The sequence below is a fragment of the Micromonospora sp. CA-246542 genome (genome assembly GCF_050942905.1).
In the GTDB taxonomy this organism is placed as follows: domain Bacteria; phylum Actinomycetota; class Actinomycetes; order Mycobacteriales; family Micromonosporaceae; genus Micromonospora.
Map to the genome: position 1 here is coordinate 5,308,869 of NZ_CP192040.1, position 20,290 is coordinate 5,329,158.

Annotated in this window: 13 protein-coding genes and 2 pseudogenes; 10 read left to right on the top strand and 5 right to left on the bottom strand. The window is 73.6% G+C overall.

What is annotated here, in order from left to right:
* Positions 1 to 1,932 precede the first annotated feature (1,932 nt).
* Both ACQP0N_RS24470 and ACQP0N_RS24475 read left to right on the top strand, forming a co-directional pair.
* Entirely contained in the window at positions 1,933 to 3,825 is a 1,893-nt protein-coding gene (locus tag ACQP0N_RS24470; RefSeq protein ID WP_433114388.1) for a WG repeat-containing protein, read from the top strand.
* Between the two features lie 44 nt (positions 3,826 to 3,869).
* The gene (locus ACQP0N_RS24475; RefSeq protein ID WP_357126690.1) at positions 3,870 to 4,868 is read left to right on the top strand and encodes an aldo/keto reductase family protein; all 999 of its coding nucleotides are present in this window, start codon (positions 3,870 to 3,872) and stop codon (positions 4,866 to 4,868) included.
* A 99-nt stretch (positions 4,869 to 4,967) separates the two neighbouring features.
* On the opposite strand, the gene ACQP0N_RS24480 is transcribed toward ACQP0N_RS24475, so the two are convergent.
* Together ACQP0N_RS24480 and ACQP0N_RS24485 are read right to left on the bottom strand one after the other, a co-directional pair.
* A complete protein-coding gene (locus tag ACQP0N_RS24480; protein WP_433114390.1) occupies positions 4,968 to 5,762 on the bottom strand; it encodes a site-2 protease family protein in 795 nt (264 codons plus the stop codon).
* Positions 5,762 to 5,962 (bottom strand): hypothetical protein, encoded by a 201-nt coding sequence (locus tag ACQP0N_RS24485; RefSeq protein WP_030337978.1) that lies wholly within the window; start codon positions 5,960 to 5,962, stop codon positions 5,762 to 5,764. Before ACQP0N_RS24485 ends, ACQP0N_RS24480 begins: the two co-directional genes overlap by 1 nt.
* Before the next feature lie 142 nt (positions 5,963 to 6,104).
* Between ACQP0N_RS24485 and ACQP0N_RS24490 the strand changes: the two are divergent.
* From ACQP0N_RS24490 to ACQP0N_RS24500, 3 genes and pseudogenes are all read left to right on the top strand, one after another.
* Positions 6,105 to 8,043, top strand: a pseudogene (locus tag ACQP0N_RS24490) (bifunctional adenosylcobinamide kinase/adenosylcobinamide-phosphate guanylyltransferase).
* Positions 8,033 to 8,805 (top strand): annotated as a pseudogene (locus tag ACQP0N_RS24495) (adenosylcobinamide-GDP ribazoletransferase). Before ACQP0N_RS24490 ends, ACQP0N_RS24495 begins: the two co-directional pseudogenes overlap by 11 nt.
* Positions 8,806 to 8,871: 66 nt before the next feature.
* A complete protein-coding gene (locus ACQP0N_RS24500) occupies positions 8,872 to 10,167 on the top strand; it encodes a DUF2314 domain-containing protein (protein ID WP_355049362.1) in 1,296 nt (431 codons plus the stop codon).
* 241 nt (positions 10,168 to 10,408) lie between these two features.
* Here ACQP0N_RS24500 and gcvT read toward each other — a convergent pair whose 3' ends face one another.
* Positions 10,409 to 11,539 carry a glycine cleavage system aminomethyltransferase GcvT gene (gene gcvT, locus ACQP0N_RS24505; RefSeq protein WP_433114393.1) on the bottom strand — a complete coding sequence of 377 codons (1,131 nt, stop codon included), beginning with the start codon at positions 11,537 to 11,539 and terminating at the stop codon, positions 10,409 to 10,411.
* A 161-nt stretch (positions 11,540 to 11,700) separates the two neighbouring features.
* Here gcvT and ACQP0N_RS24510 point away from each other — a divergent pair, with 161 nt between their 5' ends.
* Positions 11,701 to 13,275, top strand: coding sequence for a leucyl aminopeptidase (locus tag ACQP0N_RS24510; protein ID WP_433114395.1), 1,575 nt, complete (start codon positions 11,701 to 11,703; stop codon positions 13,273 to 13,275).
* 51 nt (positions 13,276 to 13,326) lie between these two features.
* On the opposite strand, the gene ACQP0N_RS24515 is transcribed toward ACQP0N_RS24510, so the two are convergent.
* On the bottom strand, positions 13,327 to 13,656 hold the full coding sequence (locus ACQP0N_RS24515; protein WP_433114397.1) for a hypothetical protein: 330 nt from the start codon (positions 13,654 to 13,656) through the stop codon (positions 13,327 to 13,329).
* Positions 13,657 to 13,834: 178 nt separating this feature from the next.
* Here ACQP0N_RS24515 and lpdA point away from each other — a divergent pair, with 178 nt between their 5' ends.
* Together lpdA and sucB are read left to right on the top strand one after the other, a co-directional pair.
* On the top strand, positions 13,835 to 15,226 hold the full coding sequence (gene lpdA / locus ACQP0N_RS24520; RefSeq protein ID WP_433114399.1) for a dihydrolipoyl dehydrogenase: 1,392 nt from the start codon (positions 13,835 to 13,837) through the stop codon (positions 15,224 to 15,226).
* 65 nt (positions 15,227 to 15,291) lie between these two features.
* A complete protein-coding gene (gene sucB, locus ACQP0N_RS24525; RefSeq protein ID WP_433114400.1) occupies positions 15,292 to 17,136 on the top strand; it encodes a 2-oxoglutarate dehydrogenase, E2 component, dihydrolipoamide succinyltransferase in 1,845 nt (614 codons plus the stop codon).
* Positions 17,137 to 17,200: 64 nt separating this feature from the next.
* On the opposite strand, the gene ACQP0N_RS24530 is transcribed toward sucB, so the two are convergent.
* Positions 17,201 to 18,136, bottom strand: coding sequence for an SDR family NAD(P)-dependent oxidoreductase (locus ACQP0N_RS24530; RefSeq protein WP_357126660.1), 936 nt, complete (start codon positions 18,134 to 18,136; stop codon positions 17,201 to 17,203).
* A 145-nt stretch (positions 18,137 to 18,281) separates the two neighbouring features.
* On the opposite strand from ACQP0N_RS24530, the gene ACQP0N_RS24535 reads away from it, so the two are divergent.
* Positions 18,282 to 18,851, top strand: coding sequence for a TetR/AcrR family transcriptional regulator (locus ACQP0N_RS24535; protein WP_433114403.1), 570 nt, complete (start codon positions 18,282 to 18,284; stop codon positions 18,849 to 18,851).
* Positions 18,852 to 18,896: 45 nt separating this feature from the next.
* A complete protein-coding gene (locus ACQP0N_RS24540; RefSeq protein WP_433114405.1) occupies positions 18,897 to 20,234 on the top strand; it encodes a low temperature requirement protein A in 1,338 nt (445 codons plus the stop codon).
* Positions 20,235 to 20,290: the final 56 nt, after the last annotated feature.

The following is a 20,290-nucleotide window of genomic DNA, read 5'->3' on the forward strand; positions in this document are numbered from 1 at the left end:
GCGAGTGGCAGCGCCGCCCGGACGAGATGTACGGGCCGCCCCGGACATCCGAGAGCGGACGGCGACGCCGCCCCGAAGCCGACGCGCCGCAGCAGCCCCGCCGTGACGACGACCGCCGCCGTCCCGACGTCGAACCGCACCGCCAGCAACCCCGCGAGGCGGCAGCGCGCGCCGAGGCGTACCCGGACCGTCGTCCACGCGAGACGGCCCGACCGGAGCCGTACCGGGACGAGACCCGCCGCGACGAGGCGTACCGCGAGCCCCGCTCGGGCGGCGGCCTGCCCTGGCCGGCGCCCGGGCCGGTGCATCCGGACCGCACCCGGGAGCCGGGCTACCGGCCCGAGCCGTACCGCGACACCGAGCCGCGCGTGGAATCGCGTCCGCCGACCGCCCCCGCACGGCCACCGGCGGAGCCGGGCCGGTACGACGAGCGTCCGGTCCGCCCCGCCGCGAGCGCGTCGCCCACCTACAGTCGGACCACCCCGGTCCCGCCCACACCCGTCTCCCCGGCCGCGCCGGGCATCGACCGGGTGCCTCCGAACCGGCCCGTGTCCCCCGCCGCCCCCGGACGGGACGCACCCGTGTCTCCCGCCGCTCCCAGGCGGGACCGGCCTGTCTCGCCCGCCGCCGGGTGGGAGGAACCGCTGTCGGCGACGCCCGTCTCCCCCGCGCCCGGTGGCCACGAGCGGCGATCGCCCACCTCGTCCGATCGGCCGGAGTACGACCGGCCGGTGTCGGGCCTGCCGGTGTCGCCGGCTGTGGACGCTCCGATCTCCGGTCCCCCGGCGGCGCGGCTCCGGGTGGAGTTCCTTCCCGCCCCGGTGGATCCCCCGTCGTCGGACGAACAGTCGGTGTCGCCGCCCCGGCCCGAGCAGCGGCCGACCGAAGCCGCGCCGACTGCGGACACCCGGCCCACCACTGCGCCGCGTTACCCCGGCCCGGACAGCCGCCCGCCGGTCGCGCCGCCACCGACGTGGCAGCGACCGGAACCGCCCGCCACACCAGCGACGCCGAGATCCTCCACACCGGACGCCGAGCCGTCGCTCCCGGTCGCCCCGGGGTGCCGCGCCGCTACGTGCCTCCGACGCCGACCGAGACGTCCGCGCCGACCAGCCCGGAGCCGGCGACGACACCGGTGCGGGGCCCCGACGCCTGGTTCAACCCCGCCACCCAGCCGGTCGAGTCCGATCAGGACGCGCCGCCGGCGGCTGCCACGGCTGTCGGGACGACCGAGGACCGGGCCCCTGTCGACGTACCGGCAGGGTCGCCGCCCGGGACCGGGGACACACACGACACGACCGCGTCGACCGAACCACTGGTCGACCGCCCGGTCCCCGACCAGCGACCCGACGCTGGCGAGGCCGTCGCACCCCCGGTCTCTGCTCCCCCGGTCTTCGCGTCGCCCGCCGCCACGCGGCCCGTCTCCGCGCCGCCGATCGGGCCGGTCGACGCTGGGCGTCCGTCCTGGTCCGGTGAGCTGGACGAGGCGACGCCCGCTGCCGAGCCGACCCCGACCGGATTGGACCCCGTGTCCGGTCCGCCGGCGGAATCCACTCCGCTCGCGCCGCACGCCTGGTCGGACGACCTGGGCGACACCACCAGCCGCGGGCCGCTGACGACCGACGGCGCAGCCACCAGGGATCGCCGCCCGATCTCCGGCGAGCCGTCGGAGCGGCAGAGCGGGTCCACTGCGGACGACTTCGACGAGGCGGCCGCCCTGGAAGCACGCCGTCCGTCGGCGGTGCCGCCGGCTCGGAACCGTCGGACCGGCCGTCGTCGCCCGGGCCGAACGCCGCGGACCCGTCGACCGCCACGCCGGGCACCGACGCGGAGTTCGCGCCGTCGACCGAGGCGGAACGCACGACACCCGAGCCCGCAACGACGTGGCCCGTCGACGCGGACTCCGTCGCGGCCGGCACACCGACCGCGCCCGTGTCGGCACCGCCGGCCACGCTCACGACCGCCTTCGCAGCGCCCACCTCCGCACCACCCGCCGCCGCGCCGGAACCCGATGCCGCGCCGGACGGCGGGGCGGAGAGCGCCACCACGGCACCCGCAACGCCGGAACCCGCCTACCCGTCGTCCGCGCCCGAACCAGCCTTCGCGCCGCCCGCCGCCGTCAAGCCCGTCTCCGGACCACCCGCCGCCCCCGAACCCACCACGGCACAGGCCGCCCCCGAGCCCGTCTCCGCGCCACCCGCCGCCACCGAGCCCTCTTCCCCGCCACCCGCCGCCACCGAGCCGGTTACCACGCCTACCGCCACCGAGCCCGTCTCCGGGCCCCCAGCGGCGTCCCCGCCCCCTCCCGCGCCACCCCTCACCGCAGAGACCGTCACCGCAGAGACCGTCACCGCAGAGACCGCCACCGCCGAGGCCGTCACCGCCGAGGCCGTCACCGCCGAGGCCGTCACCGCCGAGACCGTCACCGCCGTACCGGCCGTCGTCATTCCCGGGCCGCGTGACCCCTCGTCCGAGGCGGACACGCCCGTGTCGGCGCCGCCGGACACGGCGACCGGGCCGGTGCGTCCGTCGCTGTCCGACGAGGGCGACCCGGAGCAGGTCCTGGCCGCGTACCGCTGGCGGCTGGACCCGGTGACCCTGCGCGAGGAGCTGACCGAGCCGGACGGCATGCGGGCCATCCGGCGGCGGCTGACCGAGAAGTTGGGTACGGCCATCGACAACCGGGCCCGCGCGCGGCTGCTCAGCCTCCGGGCGGTGGCCTCGCGCATCCTCGGCGACCTCGACGACGCGTTGGCCGACGGACGCCTCGCCCTCACGTACGCGGAGGCCACCGGTGAGCTGCGCCGGACCGCGCTCGCGCAGGCGCGGCTGGCGCACGTGCTGCGCTGGCGGGGTGACTTCGCCGAGGCCGACCAGCTCTTTGCCGAGGCCAACTCGGTCGAGCTGCCCGACCGGTTGCGCGCCGCCCTGCACGAGCACGCCGGACGCTGTAGTTACGACCAGGGCCGGCTGATGGAGGCCTGCCACCACTTCGAGCGGGCGCTCGACCTGCGCGGCGCGGCCGACGCCGAACTGCTGGACCGGGTGCGGGTGGCCCTCGACGCGGTCACCGTGCGAGCGGCGGACGGCTTCGGGCCGTACCCCCGGGGTCGGGACGAGGTGCTCGACCGTGACCGGCCCCCGCAGCCGGACCGCGACGGGCCGCTGTGGGGTTACACCGACCAGGCCGGGGACGTGGCGATTCCCGCCCGGTACGCGGAGGCGCAGCCGTTCCACGACGGGCTGGCCTGGGTCCGGCGGCCGGACACCGACCGGTGGTCGCTGATCAACATGTTGGGTACGACGGTGATCCCTCCGTCGTACCGGGCGGTGCGCCCGTTCAGCGACGGTCTGGCCTGGGTGGTCACCGACGGCGGGTGGACGGCGATCGACCCGACGGGCACGGTGCAGGTCCCGCCGAACTTCGCCGACGTACGACCGTTCCGCCGCGGGCTGGCCCCGGTGAAGCGCGAGGGTTGGGGGGCGGTCGACCGGACCGGACGGATCGTGGTGCCGACCCGCTACCACGCCTTCGTCACCGAGTTGACCGACGCGGGGCCGGTCGACGGCTTCACCGAGGAGGGTCTCGCGGTCGTCGACGTGGCCGGCCGGCGCGGTGTGGTGGATCGCACGGGCACGGTGCTGGTGCCACCGTCGTACCCGGTGGTGGTCATCCACCCGGTGGCGTTCCTCGTCAGCGGCGGTGGTCGGTGGGGCGCGCTGGACCGTCGTGGCGCGTCACTGATCGACCTGGTGCATCCCGATCGCGGGGCGGTGCTGGAGGAGATCGACCGACTGTTGACCGACGCCAATCCCGTGCTCTGAGCCGCCACTCGGCGATCGTGATCCACCGGAGTTAGGGTCGGGACATGGAATTCCGACACCTGGGCCGTTCCGGCCTGATGGTCAGCGAGATCTCGTACGGCAACTGGATCACCCACGGTTCTCAGGTCGAGGAGGACGCGGCGTTCGCGTGTGTGCGGGCCGCCCTCGACGCGGGGATCACCACCTTCGACACCGCCGACGTGTACGCCGGCACCCGGGCCGAGGACGTGCTCGGCCGGGCCCTGGAGAGCGAGCGTCGCGAGGGCCTGGAGATCTTCACCAAGGTCTACTGGCCGACCGGGCCGGGTCGCAACGACCGTGGCCTGTCCCGCAAGCACATCATGGAGTCGATCAACGGCTCGCTGCGCCGGCTGCGTACCGACTACGTGGACCTCTACCAGGCCCACCGGTACGACTACAGCACGCCGCTGGAGGAGACGATGGAGGCGTTCGCCGACGTCGTGCACTCCGGCAAGGCCCACTACATCGGCGTCTCCGAGTGGACCGCCGAGCAGCTGCGCGCCGCCCATCCGCTCGCCCGGGAGCTGCACGTTCCGCTGGTCTCCAACCAACCTCAGTATTCGATGCTGTGGCGGGTCATCGAGGCCGAGGTCGTACCGGCCAGCGAGGAGCTGGGCATCGGTCAGATCGTCTGGTCGCCGATGGCGCAGGGTGTGCTCTCCGGCAAGTACCTGCCGGGGCAGCCGCCGCCCGCCGGGTCCCGCGCCACGGACGAGAAGTCGGGCGCGAACTTCATCGCCCGGTTCATGAACGACGACGTGCTCACCCGGGTGCAGCAGCTCAAGCCGCTCGCCGAGCAGGCCGGGCTGAGCATGGCCCAGCTCGCCGTGGCGTGGGTGCTGCAGAACCCGAACGTCTCGTCGGCGATCATCGGCGCGTCCCGCCCCGAGCAGGTGCACGACAACGTGAAGGCGGCCGGGGTCACGCTCGACGCCGAGCTGCTCAAGGCCATCGACGACATCGTCGAGCCGGTCGTGGAGCGAGACGCGGCGAAGACCGAGTCTCCCGCGCAGCGGCCCTGACGCGGGTCCGGTCCGGTCGGCGCGACAGGTTCGCGCCGACCGGACCGGTCAGCCGCACGGGCCGGGTCGGCTCAGCCGCATCGGGCCGCGCCGGACAGCTCAGCTCTGCCAGAAGCGGATCAGGTCGAGCCCGGCGGCGTACAGCCAGGACGGCAGGCCGAGCAGGTCACCGACCGCGAAGACCGCGTCGAAGAACCAGCCGCCGATGCGCGGGTTCCACAGCAGCGCGAAGAGCAGGATGAAGCCGTACGGGGCGAACAGGTCGTACATCCTGCGCCACTGTGGATTCAGCCACGGCTGGATCATGTTGCCGCCGTCGAGGCCGGGCACCGGCAGCAGGTTGAGCACGCTGGCGGTGAGTTGCAGGAACGCCAGCAGCGCCACCCCGGCCCAGAACTCGACCGGGCCGCCCGAGGTCGCGCCGAGTCGTACCGCGAGCACCAGCAGCAACGTGAACAGCACGTTCGTCGCCGGACCGGCGAGGCTCACCAGGGTGTGCCGCAGCCGACCCGGGATGGCGTGCCGGTCCACCCACACCGCGCCGCCGGGCAGGCCGATGCCGCCGAGCAGCACCACCACCACGGGCAGCACGATCGACAGCAGCGGGTGGGTGTACTTGAACGGGTTGAGCGTGAGGTAGCCACGGTGGGCGATGTCCCGGTCGCCGGCCCGGTAGGCGACGACCGCGTGGGCGTACTCGTGCAGGCAGAGCGACACCAGCCAGCCCGAGACCACGAACAGGAACACGTCGAAGCGGACGCTGCCGTAGCCGTTCCAGGCCAGCACCCCGCTGACCGCGAAGAGCGCGACCAGGCCGAGGAAGACCGGGCTGGGCCGGAACGCCGCGCTGGGCACGCCGAGCACCAGCTTGTCGCCCGGCCGGTCGTACGCCATCACTCGGCCGTGGGCAGCAGGCTCATCCGGTACTCCACCCGGTCGTCCTCTACGAGCGCGACCGAGGTGACGCCGGACGCCGCGAGTTCACGCCAGGTCTGACCGATCCAGGATTCGGCGTCGGCCTGGCTGCCGAACGACTCCGCCGGTCCCTCGACCGTCTGACCGTCCGTGCCCTCGTACCGCCAGCTCCACGCCATGCCGCGTCTCCCCTCGCCGCTGAAGTCCCGGTGGGACGAACCCCCGCCAGCGTAGTCGGCCCGACGCGCGACGGCCGCTCACCCGTCGTGCGAGCGCCGGGCCGGCAGGCAGAGCGACCCCGGGCGGCCTTAAGGTACGGGCATGTCCGTTGACGGGTGGAACACGGTCCTGGTGCTCGGCGGCATCCGGTCCGGCAAGTCCGAGTTCGCCGAGACCCTGGTCGCCGACGCGCCGGTGGTCCGCTACGTCGCCACCGCGCCCGAGGGCGACCCGGAGGACACCGAGTGGGCCACCCGACTGGCGACCCACCGCGCCCGGCGGCCGGGTAGCTGGACCACCGAGGAGACCGCCGGGGAGCCGCGTCGGCTGGCCGACGTGCTCGAGTCCGCCGAGCCGAACGAGACGCTGCTCGTCGACGACCTGGGCGGCTGGGTGACCGTACTGCTCGACCCGGAGCACCAGCCCGCCGACGACCTGGCCACGATCGCCGAGCTGGCCGAGGCGATCCGGGCCTGCGCGGCGCGGGTGGTGCTGGTCAGCCCCGAGGTGGGGCTGTCGCTGGTGCCGACGACCCCGCTGGGGCGGGCGTTCGCCGACGCGCTCGGCGCGGCCAACCGCGCGGTCGCGGACGCCTGCGACGCCGTGGTGCTGGTGGTCGCCGGTCAGCCGGCCTGGTTGAAGCCCGCAGCGGTCGCCACCTCGGCTCCGTCCACGCCGGTGGGCGCGACCGGGAGGCACGCCGTCGCCACCGAGCTGGGCACCCCGGGCCCGGTCGCCCCGAGTCTGGGTGACACCGAGCCCACGCCCGAGGTGCAGCTCCCCGAGGTCCTGACCCACACCCCGCCGGTCGCGCCGAACCAGGAGCCGGGCAACCCCTGGGCCGCGCCGACCATGGCGCTGCCGATGGTGGCCACCGGGCTGGTCATCCAGCCGGGCATGGAGCTGCCGATGCCCGACGAGTACGCGGGCCCGCAGGCGGTGGACCGGCTGGCCACGCTGGACGTGCCGGGCGCCGGGCTGGGCGTCCTGGACCGGGTGGTCGGCTTCGCCGCCGCCACGCAGGGCACGTCGACCCCGTCCGCCTGGGGTTCGGTACGGGTGCTGCTGGTCAACGGCGACCACGCGGGCGGCGCGTCCGCCGGCACCGTCGCCGGCGAGTCGGCACGCCGCGCCGCGCAGGCCCGCGCCGGCCGGGGCGTGCTGGCCCGGCTGGCCGCCGAGGCCGGCGCGAGCCTCCAGGTCGTGGACACGCCGGCCGCCGCCCCGATGGAGACCGAGCCGGCGCTGGCCGGCGAGCAGGTCGAGTCGGCGCTGCGCTACGGCTGGCGGCTGGCCGAGCAGGCGGCCGACGCGGGCGTACAACTGCTGGTGCTGGGCGCCTGCGGCGCCGGCACCGAAGCGGCGGCGGCGGCCGTGCTGGCGGCCACCGCGGGCGCGGAACCGCCGTCGGTGCTGGGTCGGGTGATCACCGATTCCGGTGAGATCGACGACGCGGCCTGGATGGTCCGCTGCGCCGCCGTGCGGGACGCCCTACACCGCACGCGCCGCTCGCCGCGCTCCGCCAAGGACGTGCTGGCCGAGTTGGGTGGCGGCGACGTGGCGGTGGCCACCGGCGTGCTGCTGGGCGCGACCGCCCGCCGGGTGCCGGTGCTGCTGGACGGGCCGGTCGGCCTGGCGGCGGGGATGATCAGCCGCGACCTGGCCGGGCAGGCCCGGCACTGGTGCCTGCTGGCCGACCACGGCCAGCACCCCGCGGTGCGGCTGGCGGCCGACGTGCTCGGCCTCACCCCTGCTCGATCTCCGCCTGGACCTCGGCGAGGGCGCGAACGCCCTGGTCGCACTGCCGATGCTGCGCTCAGTGCTGGCGCTGGCCGCCGCCCTGCCGGTCCATCCGTCGCTCGGCGGCGACGCCGACCCGGACGGCACCGACGAGCCGGAGCCCGACTACGCCGACGACGAGCCGGCCGACACCGGGCCCGACTACACCGACCCGGAGTTCGTCGAGCCGGAGCCGGCCGGGCCGGGCCCCACCCGCACCGGAGCCGACGAGCAGCCGGCGTCGGGCTGGCGTGCCGGCTGAGTCGCGGTTCGTCGCGGGCGTCCGGCTCGCCGTCACCACCTTCAGCACGCTGCCGGTACGCGCCGGACGGATCGACCGCCCGGTGGCGGGCACGGCGATGGCGCTCGCCCCGGCCGTCGGCGCGCTGCTCGGCGTACTCCTGGGTGGTGTCCTGCTCCTGGCCGGTCTGCTCGCTCCCCCGCTGGTGGCCGCCGGCGTGACCGTGGGCGCCGCCGCCCTGCTGACCCGGGGACTGCACCTGGACGGGCTGGCCGACACCGTGGACGCGCTCGGCTCGTACCGCCGGGGCGCCGCCGCGCTGGAGATCATGAAGAAGCCGGACGTCGGACCGTTCGGTGTCGTGGCGCTGGTGGTCGTACTCCTGGTGCAGGCCGCGGCCCTCGCCGACCTGGCCGGGCGGTCGTGGCCGACGTGCCTCGCGGCGGTGGTCGCGGCGACGGCGGCCGGCCGCCTGGGCGTCACGGTGGCGTGCCGGCGGGTGTGCCCGCCGCCCGGGCGGACGGCCTGGGCGCGCTGGTGGCCGGCACGGTCGGCCCGGCGGCCCTGACCGTGGGCGGGGTCGCCGTCGTGCTGCTGGCGACGCCCGCGGTGCCGGGCCGCCCGTGGCAGGGGCCCCTCGCCGTCATCGCCGCGCTGGCCGTCGCGGTGGCGCTGCTGACCCACGTGGTACGCCGGCTCGGCGGGATCACCGGCGACGTGCTCGGCGCGACCGTCGAGGTGGTCACCACGCTGGTCTACCTGGGTGTGGTGCTGTCCGGCTGAAGCCGGCGCGCGCGGCCGGGTAGCGTTCGGCTCGACAGCACCGGCACGGCCACCGGGGGAACCCACATGCTCATCACGGACGACTTCCTGCCCGTACCGGTGCCGGAGTCGCTCAGCGCGACCTACCTGGTGCCGATGGCGGGGCTGCCGAAGGTCAGCGCGAAGACGGCGGTGGCGTCGCTGGCCGGGCGGCTGGCCGAACCGGTGCACGGGCTCGCCACCCAGATGCTGGACAGCCCGCTGATGAGCGTGGACACCCGGCCGATCGCCGAGTTCCCCGCGCTTCCGCCGGATCTGCTCACCGCGTTCGGCGCCACCCCGGAGCAGTTGGCCCGGCTGGCGGCGGCGACGCACCTGGTGGTGGTGCAGGCCGAGTACCGGCCCGGTTGGCCGCCGGCACACGAGTGGGCGGCACGGGCGGTGGCGGCGGCGGTCGCCGAGTCCGTCGACAGCGACGTGGTGGACGTCTTCGGCCTCCAGTTCCTCGACCCGGCGACCGCGCTGCGCTCCCTGCCCGACGAGCAGGGCCGGATCCGGCTCGTCGACTGGGTGCTGGTGCCGTACTCGTCGGACGCCGAAGGGCTGTGGTTCACCACGAAGGGGCTGCGTCGTTTCGGGCTGCTGGAGTTGCAGACCCAGGGGGTGCCGGACCATCTCACCCGCGCCTGGGGCGCGGTGATGACCGGCGCGGCCCGTCGGCTGCTGCGGGACTGGACCGACGGCCTCAACGGCACAGAGGTGCCCGCGTTCGTGCAGCTACCGGTGCTCGCCACGGTCACCGGGCACGACATCGCCGTCGCGTACGGCAACCCGGAGCAGCACGGCGCGACCGCCCCGGTGCTGCTGCGCCTGGAACTGGACCCGGCGACCGACCCGGAGGCCGACTCGTTCCTGAGCCTGCGCCCACCGGCCGGGCACCCCGGCCCGGACGGGCGCTACTACGCCGCCGCCTGCGCGACCCTGTTCTCCGGCATCCAGCCGGACGTGCGCTACGCCCGCTCCGGTGACGCCATGAGCCGCGCGGTGGCCACCGCCCGCGCCGCGCTGGGCGACGCACGGGCCCGCTTCGTCGCCGGCCGGCTCCCGACCGAGTCGCAGCTCGTCGTCAAGTACGGCCTGCCGGGCGACGACGGCCCGGAGTACGTCTGGGCGGGCGTCACCTCGTGGGAGACCCCGGAGCGGATCGTCGGCGTCAGCGCCAGCGACGCGAACACCGACGAGAGCGTCCGGATCGGCGCCCCGGTGGTCGTGGAATCCGCCGACGTCGTCGACTGGGCGGTCCTGGACGCGACGGGAGTCATCGAAGGAGGCTGGACCCAGGCAGTCCTGGACTCCGGCGAACCCCCCACCCCAACCCCCTGACCCCCGCCCTCTGCCCCACCCACCCCCACCCCGGCCCACCCCGGCGCCGCCCCACCCTCCCCACCCCCGCCCCACCCTCCCCGGTGCCGCCCCACCCTCCCCGGTGATCAAGAGGTTCGCGTCATTTTTCGGCGCAATTTTGACGCGAACCTCTTGATCAACGAGTGCGGGTGGGGTGCGCGGAGCGCGGCGGGGTGGGGTGCGCGGAGCGCGGGGTGGGGATCCGGGGTGGGGGTTTGGGTTAGTGGGTTGAGGGGGTTACGAAGGGGGGTTTGGTTACGGTCAGTGGGGCGCGGCGGCCTCGGATGTCGATCTCGACCTCGGCGCCTTCGGGGAGGTTGGCGTCCGTGTCGACCAGGGCCAGGGCGATGCCCTGCTTCCTCGTGGGGCTGAAGGTGCCGCTCGTCACGACGCCGACCTGCCGATCGCCCAGGTGCAGGGTCATGCCGGGGCGCGGGATGGCGCGGTCGACGGCCACCAGGCCACGCAGCGTACGACGGGGGCCGGCGGCCTTCTCGGCGCGCAGCACGTCACGGCCCCAGAACGCCGGCTTGTCCCAGCCGACCGCCCAACCGGAGCGGGCCTGCACCGGGGTGATGTCCAACGAGAGGTCCTGCCCGTGCAGCGGGTATCCCATCTCGGTGCGCAGCGTGTCCCGGGCGGCGAGGCCGCAGGCGCGCAGCTCGAACGCCTCGCCGGCGGCGAAGAGCGCGTCCCACACGGTCACCGCCTGCTCCGCCGGCACCACCAGCTCGTAGCCCAGCTCGCCGGTGTAGCCGGTACGGCAGACGGTCAACTCCACGGCGGCGAGGCTGGCGGCGTCGAAGCTCATGTAGCCGTGCTCGGTGGGCAGGTCGAGGGCGGCGAGCAGGTCGGCGGAGCGGGGGCCCTGCACGGCCAGCACCGCGTACGCCTCGTGCTCGTCGGTGACGGTGATCCGCTCCGGCGCGGCGGCGCGCAACCGGCGTACGACCTCGGTGGTGTTCGCGGCGTTCGGGATGAGGAAGACGTGGTCGTCGGCGTACAGGTAGGCGATGATGTCGTCCACCACGCCGCCGGTGGCGTCGTCGCAGCACAGCGTGTACTGGGCGCGGCCCGGCCCGATGCGGCCCAGGTCGTTGCTGAGGCACGAGTTGACGAACTCGGCCGCTCCGGCACCGGTCACCCGGACCTTGCCCAGGTGCGACACGTCGAAGACCCCCACCGCCGTCCGCACCGCCGTGTGCTCCTTGAGCACCCCGCCGCCGGCGTACTCCAGCGGCATCTCCCAGCCCCCGAAGGGGGCGAACTTGGCGCCGGCGGCGGTGTGCCGCTCGTGCAGCGGGGAACGTCGCAGCCGGGTCGCGGCGGCGGCGGAGGTCACGTCGGTCATGGGTGGCAACTTACCGGGGGTTACGCCGCTGGTTAGCATCGGCGGGACCCCGTTGCGTGATCGACGGGACAGCCCTGACGTCCGGCGGGTAGGTTCCGCCGGAGACCTTCACCGCTGGTACGCGACGACGCGACCGGCCCGGCCCGCCCGGAGTAGCTTCAGTGACAACCCCCCGCACGACCACCCTGAGCCTGGTCGACACCGACCCGGCGGAGCTCGCCGTCGACGCGATCGTGATCGGCGTGCACAGCCAGACCGGAGAGCAGGACGCCACCAGCGGCCTCGCCGGCACCCTGCTGCTCGGCAGCGGCGCGGAGAGCATCGCCGTCGCGTTCGACGGCAAGCTGACCGAGACGCTGGCGCTGCTCGGCGCGACCGGTGGCCCGGGCGAGGTGATCAAGCTGGCCACGCTGGGTACCGTCACGGCTCCACTGGTCGTCGCGGTCGGGCTCGGCCCGGAGCCGACGGGCGCCGCCCCGGCGCCGGAGACGCTGCGCCGCGCGGCTGGCGCCGCGGTGCGGGCCCTGGCGGGCGCGCCGAAGGTGGCGCTGAGCCTGCCGTTGCCCGACGACGCGGACGCGCTCGCGGCGCTGCGCGCGGTCGCCGAGGGCGCGCTGCTCGGCGGCTATCGCTTCGCCGGCTACAAGACCCGGCCGCAGCCGGCCCGGCGGGAGCCGGTGGCCGAGGTGCTCATCGCCGTTCCGGACGCCGCCGACACGGGCGCCCAGGCGGAGATCACCCGCGCGCAGGCGGTCGCCAGCGCGGTCCGGACCAGCCGGGACTGGGTGAACACCGCCCCGAACGAGCTGCGTCCCCCGTCGTTCGCCGACGCCGTGGCCGCCGCCGCCCGGGACGCCGGCCTCGGCGTCGAGGTGCTGGACGAGGCGGCGCTGGCCGCCGGCGGGTACGGCGGCATCATCGCGGTCGGGCAGGGTTCGGAGGCCCCGCCGCGGCTGGTGAAGCTCACCTACACGCCGCAGGACGCCGGCAACGGCAAGCGGGTCGCGCTGGTCGGCAAGGGCATCACCTTCGACACCGGCGGCATCTCGATCAAGCCGGCGCAGGGTATGTGGGAGATGAAGTCCGACATGGCGGGCGCCGCTGCGGTGGGTGCGGCGATGCTGGCGATCGCCGCGTTGAAGCCGAACGTGGCGGTCAGCGGGTACCTGCCGATGGCCGAGAACATGCCGTCGGGCACCAGCTACCGGCCGGGCGACGTGATCAGCATGTTCAGCGGCAAGAAGGTGGAGGTGCTCAACACCGACGCCGAGGGCCGGATGGTGCTGGCCGACGCCATCGCCCGCGCCTGCGCCGACGGCACGGACTACCTGTTCGAGACGTCGACCCTGACCGGCGGTCAGGTGATCGCGTTGGGTAAGCGGGTCGCCGGCGTCATGGGTACTCCCGAGCTGTGCGAGCGGGTCCGCACGGTCGGCGACTCGGTCGGCGAGCCGGCCTGGCCGATGCCGCTGCCGGACGACGTGCGCAAGGGCATGGACTCCGACGTGGCGGACATCTCGCAGGTCAACGCCGGGATGGACCGGGCCGGGCACATGCTCCAGGGCGGCGTGTTCCTGCGCGAGTTCGTGACCGACGACGTGGCCTGGGCGCACATCGACATCGCCGGCCCGGGCTACCACTCGGGCGAGCCGACCGGCTACTGGACCAAGGGCGGCACCGGCGTGCCGGTCCGCACCCTGGTGCAGCTCGTCGAGGACGTCGCCGCCAACGGCTGACCGCACGCGCGGAAGAAGGGGCTCCCGGCAGCCGGGAGCCCCTTCTTCCGGTCAGTACAGCTCGGGGCGGCGCTTGCGGCGCTCGTTGAAGTCGCGCATCCGCTGCGGGTAGCCCATCAGCCGGACGTCGTAGACCGGAATGCCCATCCGGTACGCGAAGCGACGCGCGCCGTCCGGACCGTCGATGCGCCGGCGGGTCCACTCCCCGTCGTCGGCGATCAGGATGACGGTGGTCTCGGTGACCGTCGTCCGGGGCTCGATGAACGCCTCGACACCTCGCCGACTCCGGATGAAGTTCTCCAGATGGGCCAGATCGCCACGATCGGCCACACGGTCGTGGCTCGCCACACGCGCCTGTTTGCGACGCCGGAACAACCCCACCGGACTTCTCCCCCACCTGACGTCATCGACAACGGTGCCAAGGGTACGTGTCGATGACGTGTCGTTGGGCACCTCACTACGCACCCTGTGCCCAGTGGTGACAAGATGACCGAGGTGGGGTGTGTCCGTGTTACACCTCCGTGACCCCCGATGCAGTGACGCGACCTGGGAGTTGGACGTGAGCGAGCCGAACGAAGCGACCTTCGACATTGTCATCCTCGGAGGTGGCAGCGGCGGCTACGCGACCGCGCTGCGCGCCGTCCAGCTGGGCCTGAAGGTCGCGCTGGTCGAGAAGGGCAAGCTCGGCGGGACCTGCCTGCACAATGGCTGCATCCCGACCAAGGCGCTGCTGCACGCGGCCGAGATCGCCGACCAGACCCGTGAGTCGGAGCAGTTCGGTGTGAAGGCCGAGCTGGTCGGTATCGACATGGCGGGGGTCAACTCGTACAAGGACGGCGTGATCGCCCGCCTGTACAAGGGCCTCCAGGGCATGTTGAAGGGCAACAAGTCGATCACCATCGTCGAGGGCCACGGCAAGCTCGTCGGCAAGAACGTGGTCGAGGTCGACGGCAAGCGCTACACCGGCCGCAACATCGTGCTGGCCTCCGGCTCGTACGCGAAGAGCCTGCCCGGCCTCGAGGTCGACGGCGAGCGGATCATCACGAGCGACCACGCGCTGACCCTGGACCGGATCCCCTCGTCGGTGATCGTGCTCGGCGGTGGCGTGATCGGCGTCGAGTTCGCCAGCGTGTGGAAGTCCTTCGGTGTGGACGTGACGATCGTCGAGGCGCTGCCCCGGCTGGTCGCCGCCGAGGACGAGGAGTCGTCGAAGGCGTTGGAGCGGGCGTTCCGCAAGCGCAAGATCAACTTCAAGGTCGGCAAGCCGTTCGAGAAGGTCGAGAAGACCGAGAACGGCGTCAAGCTGACCATCCAGGGCGGCGACACCGTCGAGGCCGAGCTGCTGCTGGTCGCGGTGGGTCGCGGTCCGAACACCGCGAACCTCGGGTACGAGGAGCAGGGCGTCAAGATGGACCGCGGCTACGTGCTGACCGACGAGCGGCTGCGCACCAGCGTGCCGAACGTCTACGCGGTCGGCGACATCGTGCCCGGCCTCCAGCTCGCGCACCGGGGCTTCCAGCAGGGCATCTTCGTCGCCGAGGAGATCGCCGGCCAGACCCCGGCCGTCATCGACGAGGTGGGCATCCCGCGCGTCACCTACTGCGACCCTGAGCTGGCGTCGGTGGGCCTGACCGAGGCGAAGGCCAAGGAGCAGTACGGCGCAGACAAGATCCAGTCGTACAACTACCCGCTCGGTGGCAACGGCAAGAGCCAGATCCTCAAGACGACCGGCTTCGTGAAGCTGGTCCGGGTCAACGACGGCCCGGTGGTCGGCGTCCACATGGTCGGCGCGCGGGTGGGTGAGCTGATCGGCGAGGCGCAGCTCATCTACAACTGGGAGGCCTACCCGGCGGAGGTCGCCCAGCTCGTGCACGCCCACCCGACCCAGAACGAGGCCCTGGGCGAGGCGCACCTGGCCCTCGCCGGCAAGCCGCTGCACGCGCACGCCTGACAAATCAACCGCGGCGTCCGGCGACGGGCGAAGATCCCACCAGGGGAATGAAGGAGTCTCAGAAAATGCCGGTATCGGTCACCATGCCCCGGCTCGGCGAGAGCGTCACCGAGGGCACCGTCACTCGCTGGCTCAAGCAGGAGGGCGACACGGTCGAGGTCGACGAGCCCCTGCTCGAGGTCTCGACCGACAAGGTCGACACCGAGATCCCGTCGCCCGCGGCGGGTGTGCTGAGCCGCATCGTGGTCGGCGAGGACGAGACCGCCGAGGTCGGCAGCGAGCTGGCCGTCATCGCCGGTGAGGGCGAGTCGACCGGCGGTGGCGAGGCCGCCCCGCAGGAGCAGCAGCAGGCGCCGGCCGAGTCGGTCGAGCCCGCCGCCGAGCCGACCGCCGCCGCCGAGGGCACCGCCGACCAGGTGGCGCAGGACGAGGCCCCGGCCGAGGCGCCGGCTCCGGCCGCCGCGCCGTCGGGCGAGGGCACCGCGGTCAAGATGCCGGCTCTGGGCGAGAGCGTCACCGAGGGTACGGTCACCCGCTGGCTCAAGCAGGTCGGCGACACCGTCGAGGTGGACGAGCCGCTGCTGGAGGTCTCCACCGACAAGGTCGACACGGAGATCCCGTCGCCGGTGGCCGGCACCGTGCTGGAGATCAAGGTCGCCGAGGACGAGACCGCCGCGGTCGGCGCCGACCTGGTGGTCATCGGCGTCGCCGGTGGGGCCCCGGCCCCGGCGAAGACCGAGACGAAGCCCGAGCCGAAGGCGGAGGCCGCGCCGGCCCCCAAGGCCGAGCCGAAGCCGGAGCCGAAGGTCGAGGAGCCCACCCCGGGCATGTCGTACAGCGAGCCGGCCGCCGAGGCGGAGACGTCGGCGCAGCCGGTGAAGGCCGAGCAGGCCGCCCAGCCGTCCGCGCCGACCGCCGCGCCGCAGCGCCCGTCCGCGCCGGCCCAGGGTGGCGAGGAGGCGGCCGGGTACGTCACGCCGCTGGTACGCAAGCTGGCCAACGAGCACGGCGTTGACCTGGCCGCGCTCAACGGCACCGGCGTGGGTGGCCGGATCCGCAAGCAGGACGTCCTCGACGCGGCCGAGAAGGCCAAGGCCGCGGCGGCCACGCCGGCTCCGGCCGCACAGCCCGCCGCCAGCGCGGCGACCCCGGCCAAGCCGGCCGCGAAGCCGCAGCCGAGCGGCAAGCGGGGCACCACCGAGAAGCTCCCCCGGATCCGCAAGGCGATCGCCAACCGGATGCAGGAGTCGCTGCACGAGATGGCGCAGCTCACCACGGTGGTCGAGGTGGACGTCACCCGGGTCGCGAAGTTGCGGGCGCAGGCGAAGGACTCGTTCGTGCAGCGGCACGGCGTCAAGCTGTCCTTCCTGCCGTTCTTCGCTCTCGCCGCCGTCGAGGCGCTGCAGACCTACCCGATCGTCAACGCCCAGTTGGACCTGGACGGCGGCACGATCACCTACCCGGCCGCGGAGCACCTCGGCATCGCCGTGGACACCGAGCGGGGCCTCGTGGTGCCGGTCATCCACAACGCCGGTGACCTCAACCTCGGTGGCATCGCGAAGCGGGTCGCCGACCTGGCCGAGCGGACCCGGACCAACAAGATCAGCCCGGACGAGATCGCCGGGGCGACCTTCACGCTCACCAACACGGGCAGCCGGGGCGCGCTCTTCGACACCCCCATCGTGCCGAAGCCGCAGTCGGCGATGCTCGGCACGGGTGCCGTGGTCAAGCGGCCGGTCGTGGTCAACGACCCGGACCTGGGCGAGGTCGTCGCGGTCCGGTCGATGGTCTACCTGGCCATGTCGTACGACCACCGACTGATCGACGGCGCCGACGCGGCCCGCTTCCTGAGCGCGGTCAAGGAGCGCCTGGAGGCCGGCAACTTCGAGTCGGAGCTGGGCCTGGCCTGATCCACCCCAACGCCGAAAGGGGCGCCCCGGTCGTCGACCGGGGCGCCCCTTCCATATTGACGGGTCAGCCCTTGAGCAGGTCGGTCGAGACCTTCCAGAGCCGCTCGGCCGCCTCCGGGTCCAGCGCGTAGTCCGCGACGCCCGTCCGCGTGTCGGGTCGGGCGGGCGCGGCCTGCTGGCAGTCCTCGAAGTAGCGTCCGCCGACCTCGTCGAGCAACGGGGACGCGGCCACCAGCACCGACGTGGCGGCACCCTGTTCGACGGTCTTCCACGCCGCCGCGTTGCCGGCGCGCAGGCGGTTCAGCTCCTCCTCGCTGACGTAGCGCTGGAGGTTGGTGCGGATCGCGCCGGGCATCAGCGAGTTGGTGTAGATGCCGTCGTCGGCCCAGCGGCGCGTCGCCTCCACAGCGAAGAGCACGTTGGCCGTCTTCGACTGCCCGTACGCCTGCCAGGGCTCGTACTCGCGGCGGTCGTACTGGATGTCCTCGAAGACGACGGGCGAGCGCAGGTGGGCGGCGGAGCTGACCGAGACGATGCGGGCCCCGTCGGCGGCGGCGAGCGCCGGGCGCAGCCCGGTGGCGAGAGCGAAGTGCCCGAGGTGGTTGGTGGCGAACTGCATCTCCCAGCCCTGCGGGGTGCGGCTCAGCGGCGCGGCCATGATGCCGGCGTTGTTGACCAGAATGTGCAGCGGGCCGTCCCAGTTGGCGACGAAGTCGGCGACCGAATTCTGGTCGGCGAGGTCGAGCGGGGCGACCAGGACGCGGTCGTTGCCGGTGGTGCCGGTGATGTCGTCGGCGGCCTTCTGGCCGGCGTCCGGGTTGCGGACGGCCAGGGTGACCTCCGCGCCGGCGCTGGCCAGGGCGCGTGCGGTCTCCACGCCGATGCCGGACGACCCGCCGGTGACGATCGCCCGTCGGCCGACCAGGTCCACGCCCCGGATCACGTCCATGGCGGTGGAGTCGTGGGCGAACGACGTGGTGATCGGGTTGCTCGTCGTCATGATCCATCCTGTCCGGGCTGGGGGCGGGCCGGTCGGCCCGCCGGTACGATGGAAGCGGAGGATCCTCCGCTGCGGTCGACACTAACCGGAGTTTCCTCCGATTGCCATGTCCGGTGCGTTACACCCACTCAGCGAGGAGGAGACGGTGCCGGAGTCCAGCCCCCGCCCACTGCGGGCGGACGCGCTGCGCAACCGTGAACGCCTGCTTCGGGTAGCGGTCCAGGCGCTTTCCCGCCCCGGGCCGGAGGTAACGCTCGACGCCATCGCCCGCGAGGCAGGGGTGGGCATCGGCACCCTGTACCGCCACTTCCCCACCCGCGAGGCGCTGGTCGAGGCGGCGTACCGCAACGAGCTGGCCCGGCTCTGCGACGCCGCGCCGCAGCTACTCGACCAGATGCCGCCCGATCGGGCGCTACGGGACTGGATGTCCCGTTTCACCGACTACCTCGCCACCAAGCGGGGCATGGCCGACGCGCTGCGCCTCGTCATCGCGTCCGGCACCAACCCGTACGCCCAGAGCCGCGACCTGCTGCTCGCGGCGCTCGGCCAGTTGCTCGCCGCAGGCGTCGCGGCGGACGCCGTCCGGGCCGACGTCGCCGCCGGCGACGTGCTGGCGGGCCTCAGTGGCATCTCCTTGGCCGCCGGCGAACGCGCCCAGGCCGACCGGCTGCTCGACCTCCTGATGGACGGGCTGCGCTCCCGCGCCGCGGGCTGACCCGTTCTGTCCTCCGACCAGGCCGGACGCTGCCAGAGTGGGACCGTGGGCGGTAACCGGCGGCGCGGACAACTGGGACCCGCCGTCCCCATCGCCCCAGGGGCCCGGGTGGACAAGTTCGAGGTCTTCTTCGACCTGGTCTTCGTCTTCTCGTTCTTCATCATCACCCGCGCGACGGCCGCGAACATCTCCGGTCGCCAACTGCTGCACGCCGCCCTGGTGCTCGCCGTGCTCTGGTGGATCTGGGTGGTGCACAGCCTGGTCGCCACCCGGGTCCGGCTCGGCGAGGGCTACGTACCGGCGCTCATGGTGATCTCGATGGTCGCGCTGTTCGCGTTCGCGCTGGGGCTGCCGCAGGCGTTCAGCGACCCGAAGGGCAGCGCCGCCGGGCCGATGCTGGTGGCCATCAGCTACGTCGTGGTGCGAGGCATCCACTGGATCCTGTACCAGCACGTGGTGCGGGACAGCCCGCAGGAGCGGCGTCAGCTCCGACGCTTCGCCCCGGAGCTGACGGTGAGCATCCTGCTGCTGCTCGCCGCCGCGTTGATCCCGCCGCAGATCACCGACCCCGACCGGGCCGCCCTGGTCCGCGACGGGCTGTGGATCGCCGTGGTGGTGGTGCAGTACGCCACCGGCTTCATCGTCGGCACCTGGGGTTGGGGGGTGACCAGCGCGGAGCACTGGACCGAGCGCTACGACCTCATTCTGATCATCGCGCTCGGCGAGTCGATCATCTCCACCGGAGTGGGCGGCAACCTGCTCGGCAAATCGGTCACCTGGCCGGCGGTGGCCGCCGCCGCGCTCGGCATCGTGATCACCGCCGCGCTCTGGTGGGCGCACTTCGACTTCGTCGGGCCGGCCGCCCGGATCGCCCTGCACGCGGCGGAGGGCGCTCCCCGGGTGGCGATGGCCCGCGACGCGTACGCGTACCTCTACCTGCCGATGATCGCCGGGGTGATCCTCTTCTCGATCGGCAACGAGGAGATCCTGCACAAGATCACCGACCCGGCCGGCGGTATCGCGGAGAAGATCGAGGGGCCCGCGGTGCCGATGCTCTTCGGCGGGTTGATCACCTACTTCGCCGTCAACATGCTGTTCCAACTGCGCACCCTGCACACCGCCACCTGGACCCGCGTGGGCGTGATCGTGGCGCTCACGGTGGCCCTGCCCATCGGCCTGCACCTGCCGGCACTGGGCGCGCTCACCCTGGCGACCGTGATCTGCGTCGGGCTGGTGGCCGTCGAGGTACTGGTGATGGCGGACTCCCGGCAAGCGCTGCGGGCCGCCGTGTTCGAGGAGCGGACGACGCACGAGGCGCACGAGGCGGGGTGGCGTGCCCGCTGGCACGACGTCCGGGAGCCCGACGAGCCGACCACGCCCTGACGGTTCCGGTCTAGAGTGTCGGACAGCGTCGCGGTGTACCCGGCACGATGGCCGCC

Bases quoted from the DNA above. Each gene is read 5' to 3' on its own strand.
- ACQP0N_RS24480 (WP_433114390.1), bottom strand. From the start codon at position 5,762: ATGGCGTACGACCGGCCGGGCGACAAGCTGGTGCTCGGCGTGCCCAGC.
- sucB (WP_433114400.1), top strand. From the start codon at position 15,292: ATGCCGGTATCGGTCACCATGCCCCGGCTCGGCGAGAGCGTCACCGAG.
- gcvT (WP_433114393.1), bottom strand. From the start codon at position 11,539: ATGACCGACGTGACCTCCGCCGCCGCCGCGACCCGGCTGCGACGTTCC.
- ACQP0N_RS24485 (WP_030337978.1), bottom strand. From the start codon at position 5,962: ATGGCGTGGAGCTGGCGGTACGAGGGCACGGACGGTCAGACGGTCGAG.
- ACQP0N_RS24475 (WP_357126690.1), top strand. From the start codon at position 3,870: ATGGAATTCCGACACCTGGGCCGTTCCGGCCTGATGGTCAGCGAGATC.
- ACQP0N_RS24500 (WP_355049362.1), top strand. From the start codon at position 8,872: ATGCTCATCACGGACGACTTCCTGCCCGTACCGGTGCCGGAGTCGCTC.
- ACQP0N_RS24530 (WP_357126660.1), bottom strand. From the start codon at position 18,136: ATGACGACGAGCAACCCGATCACCACGTCGTTCGCCCACGACTCCACC.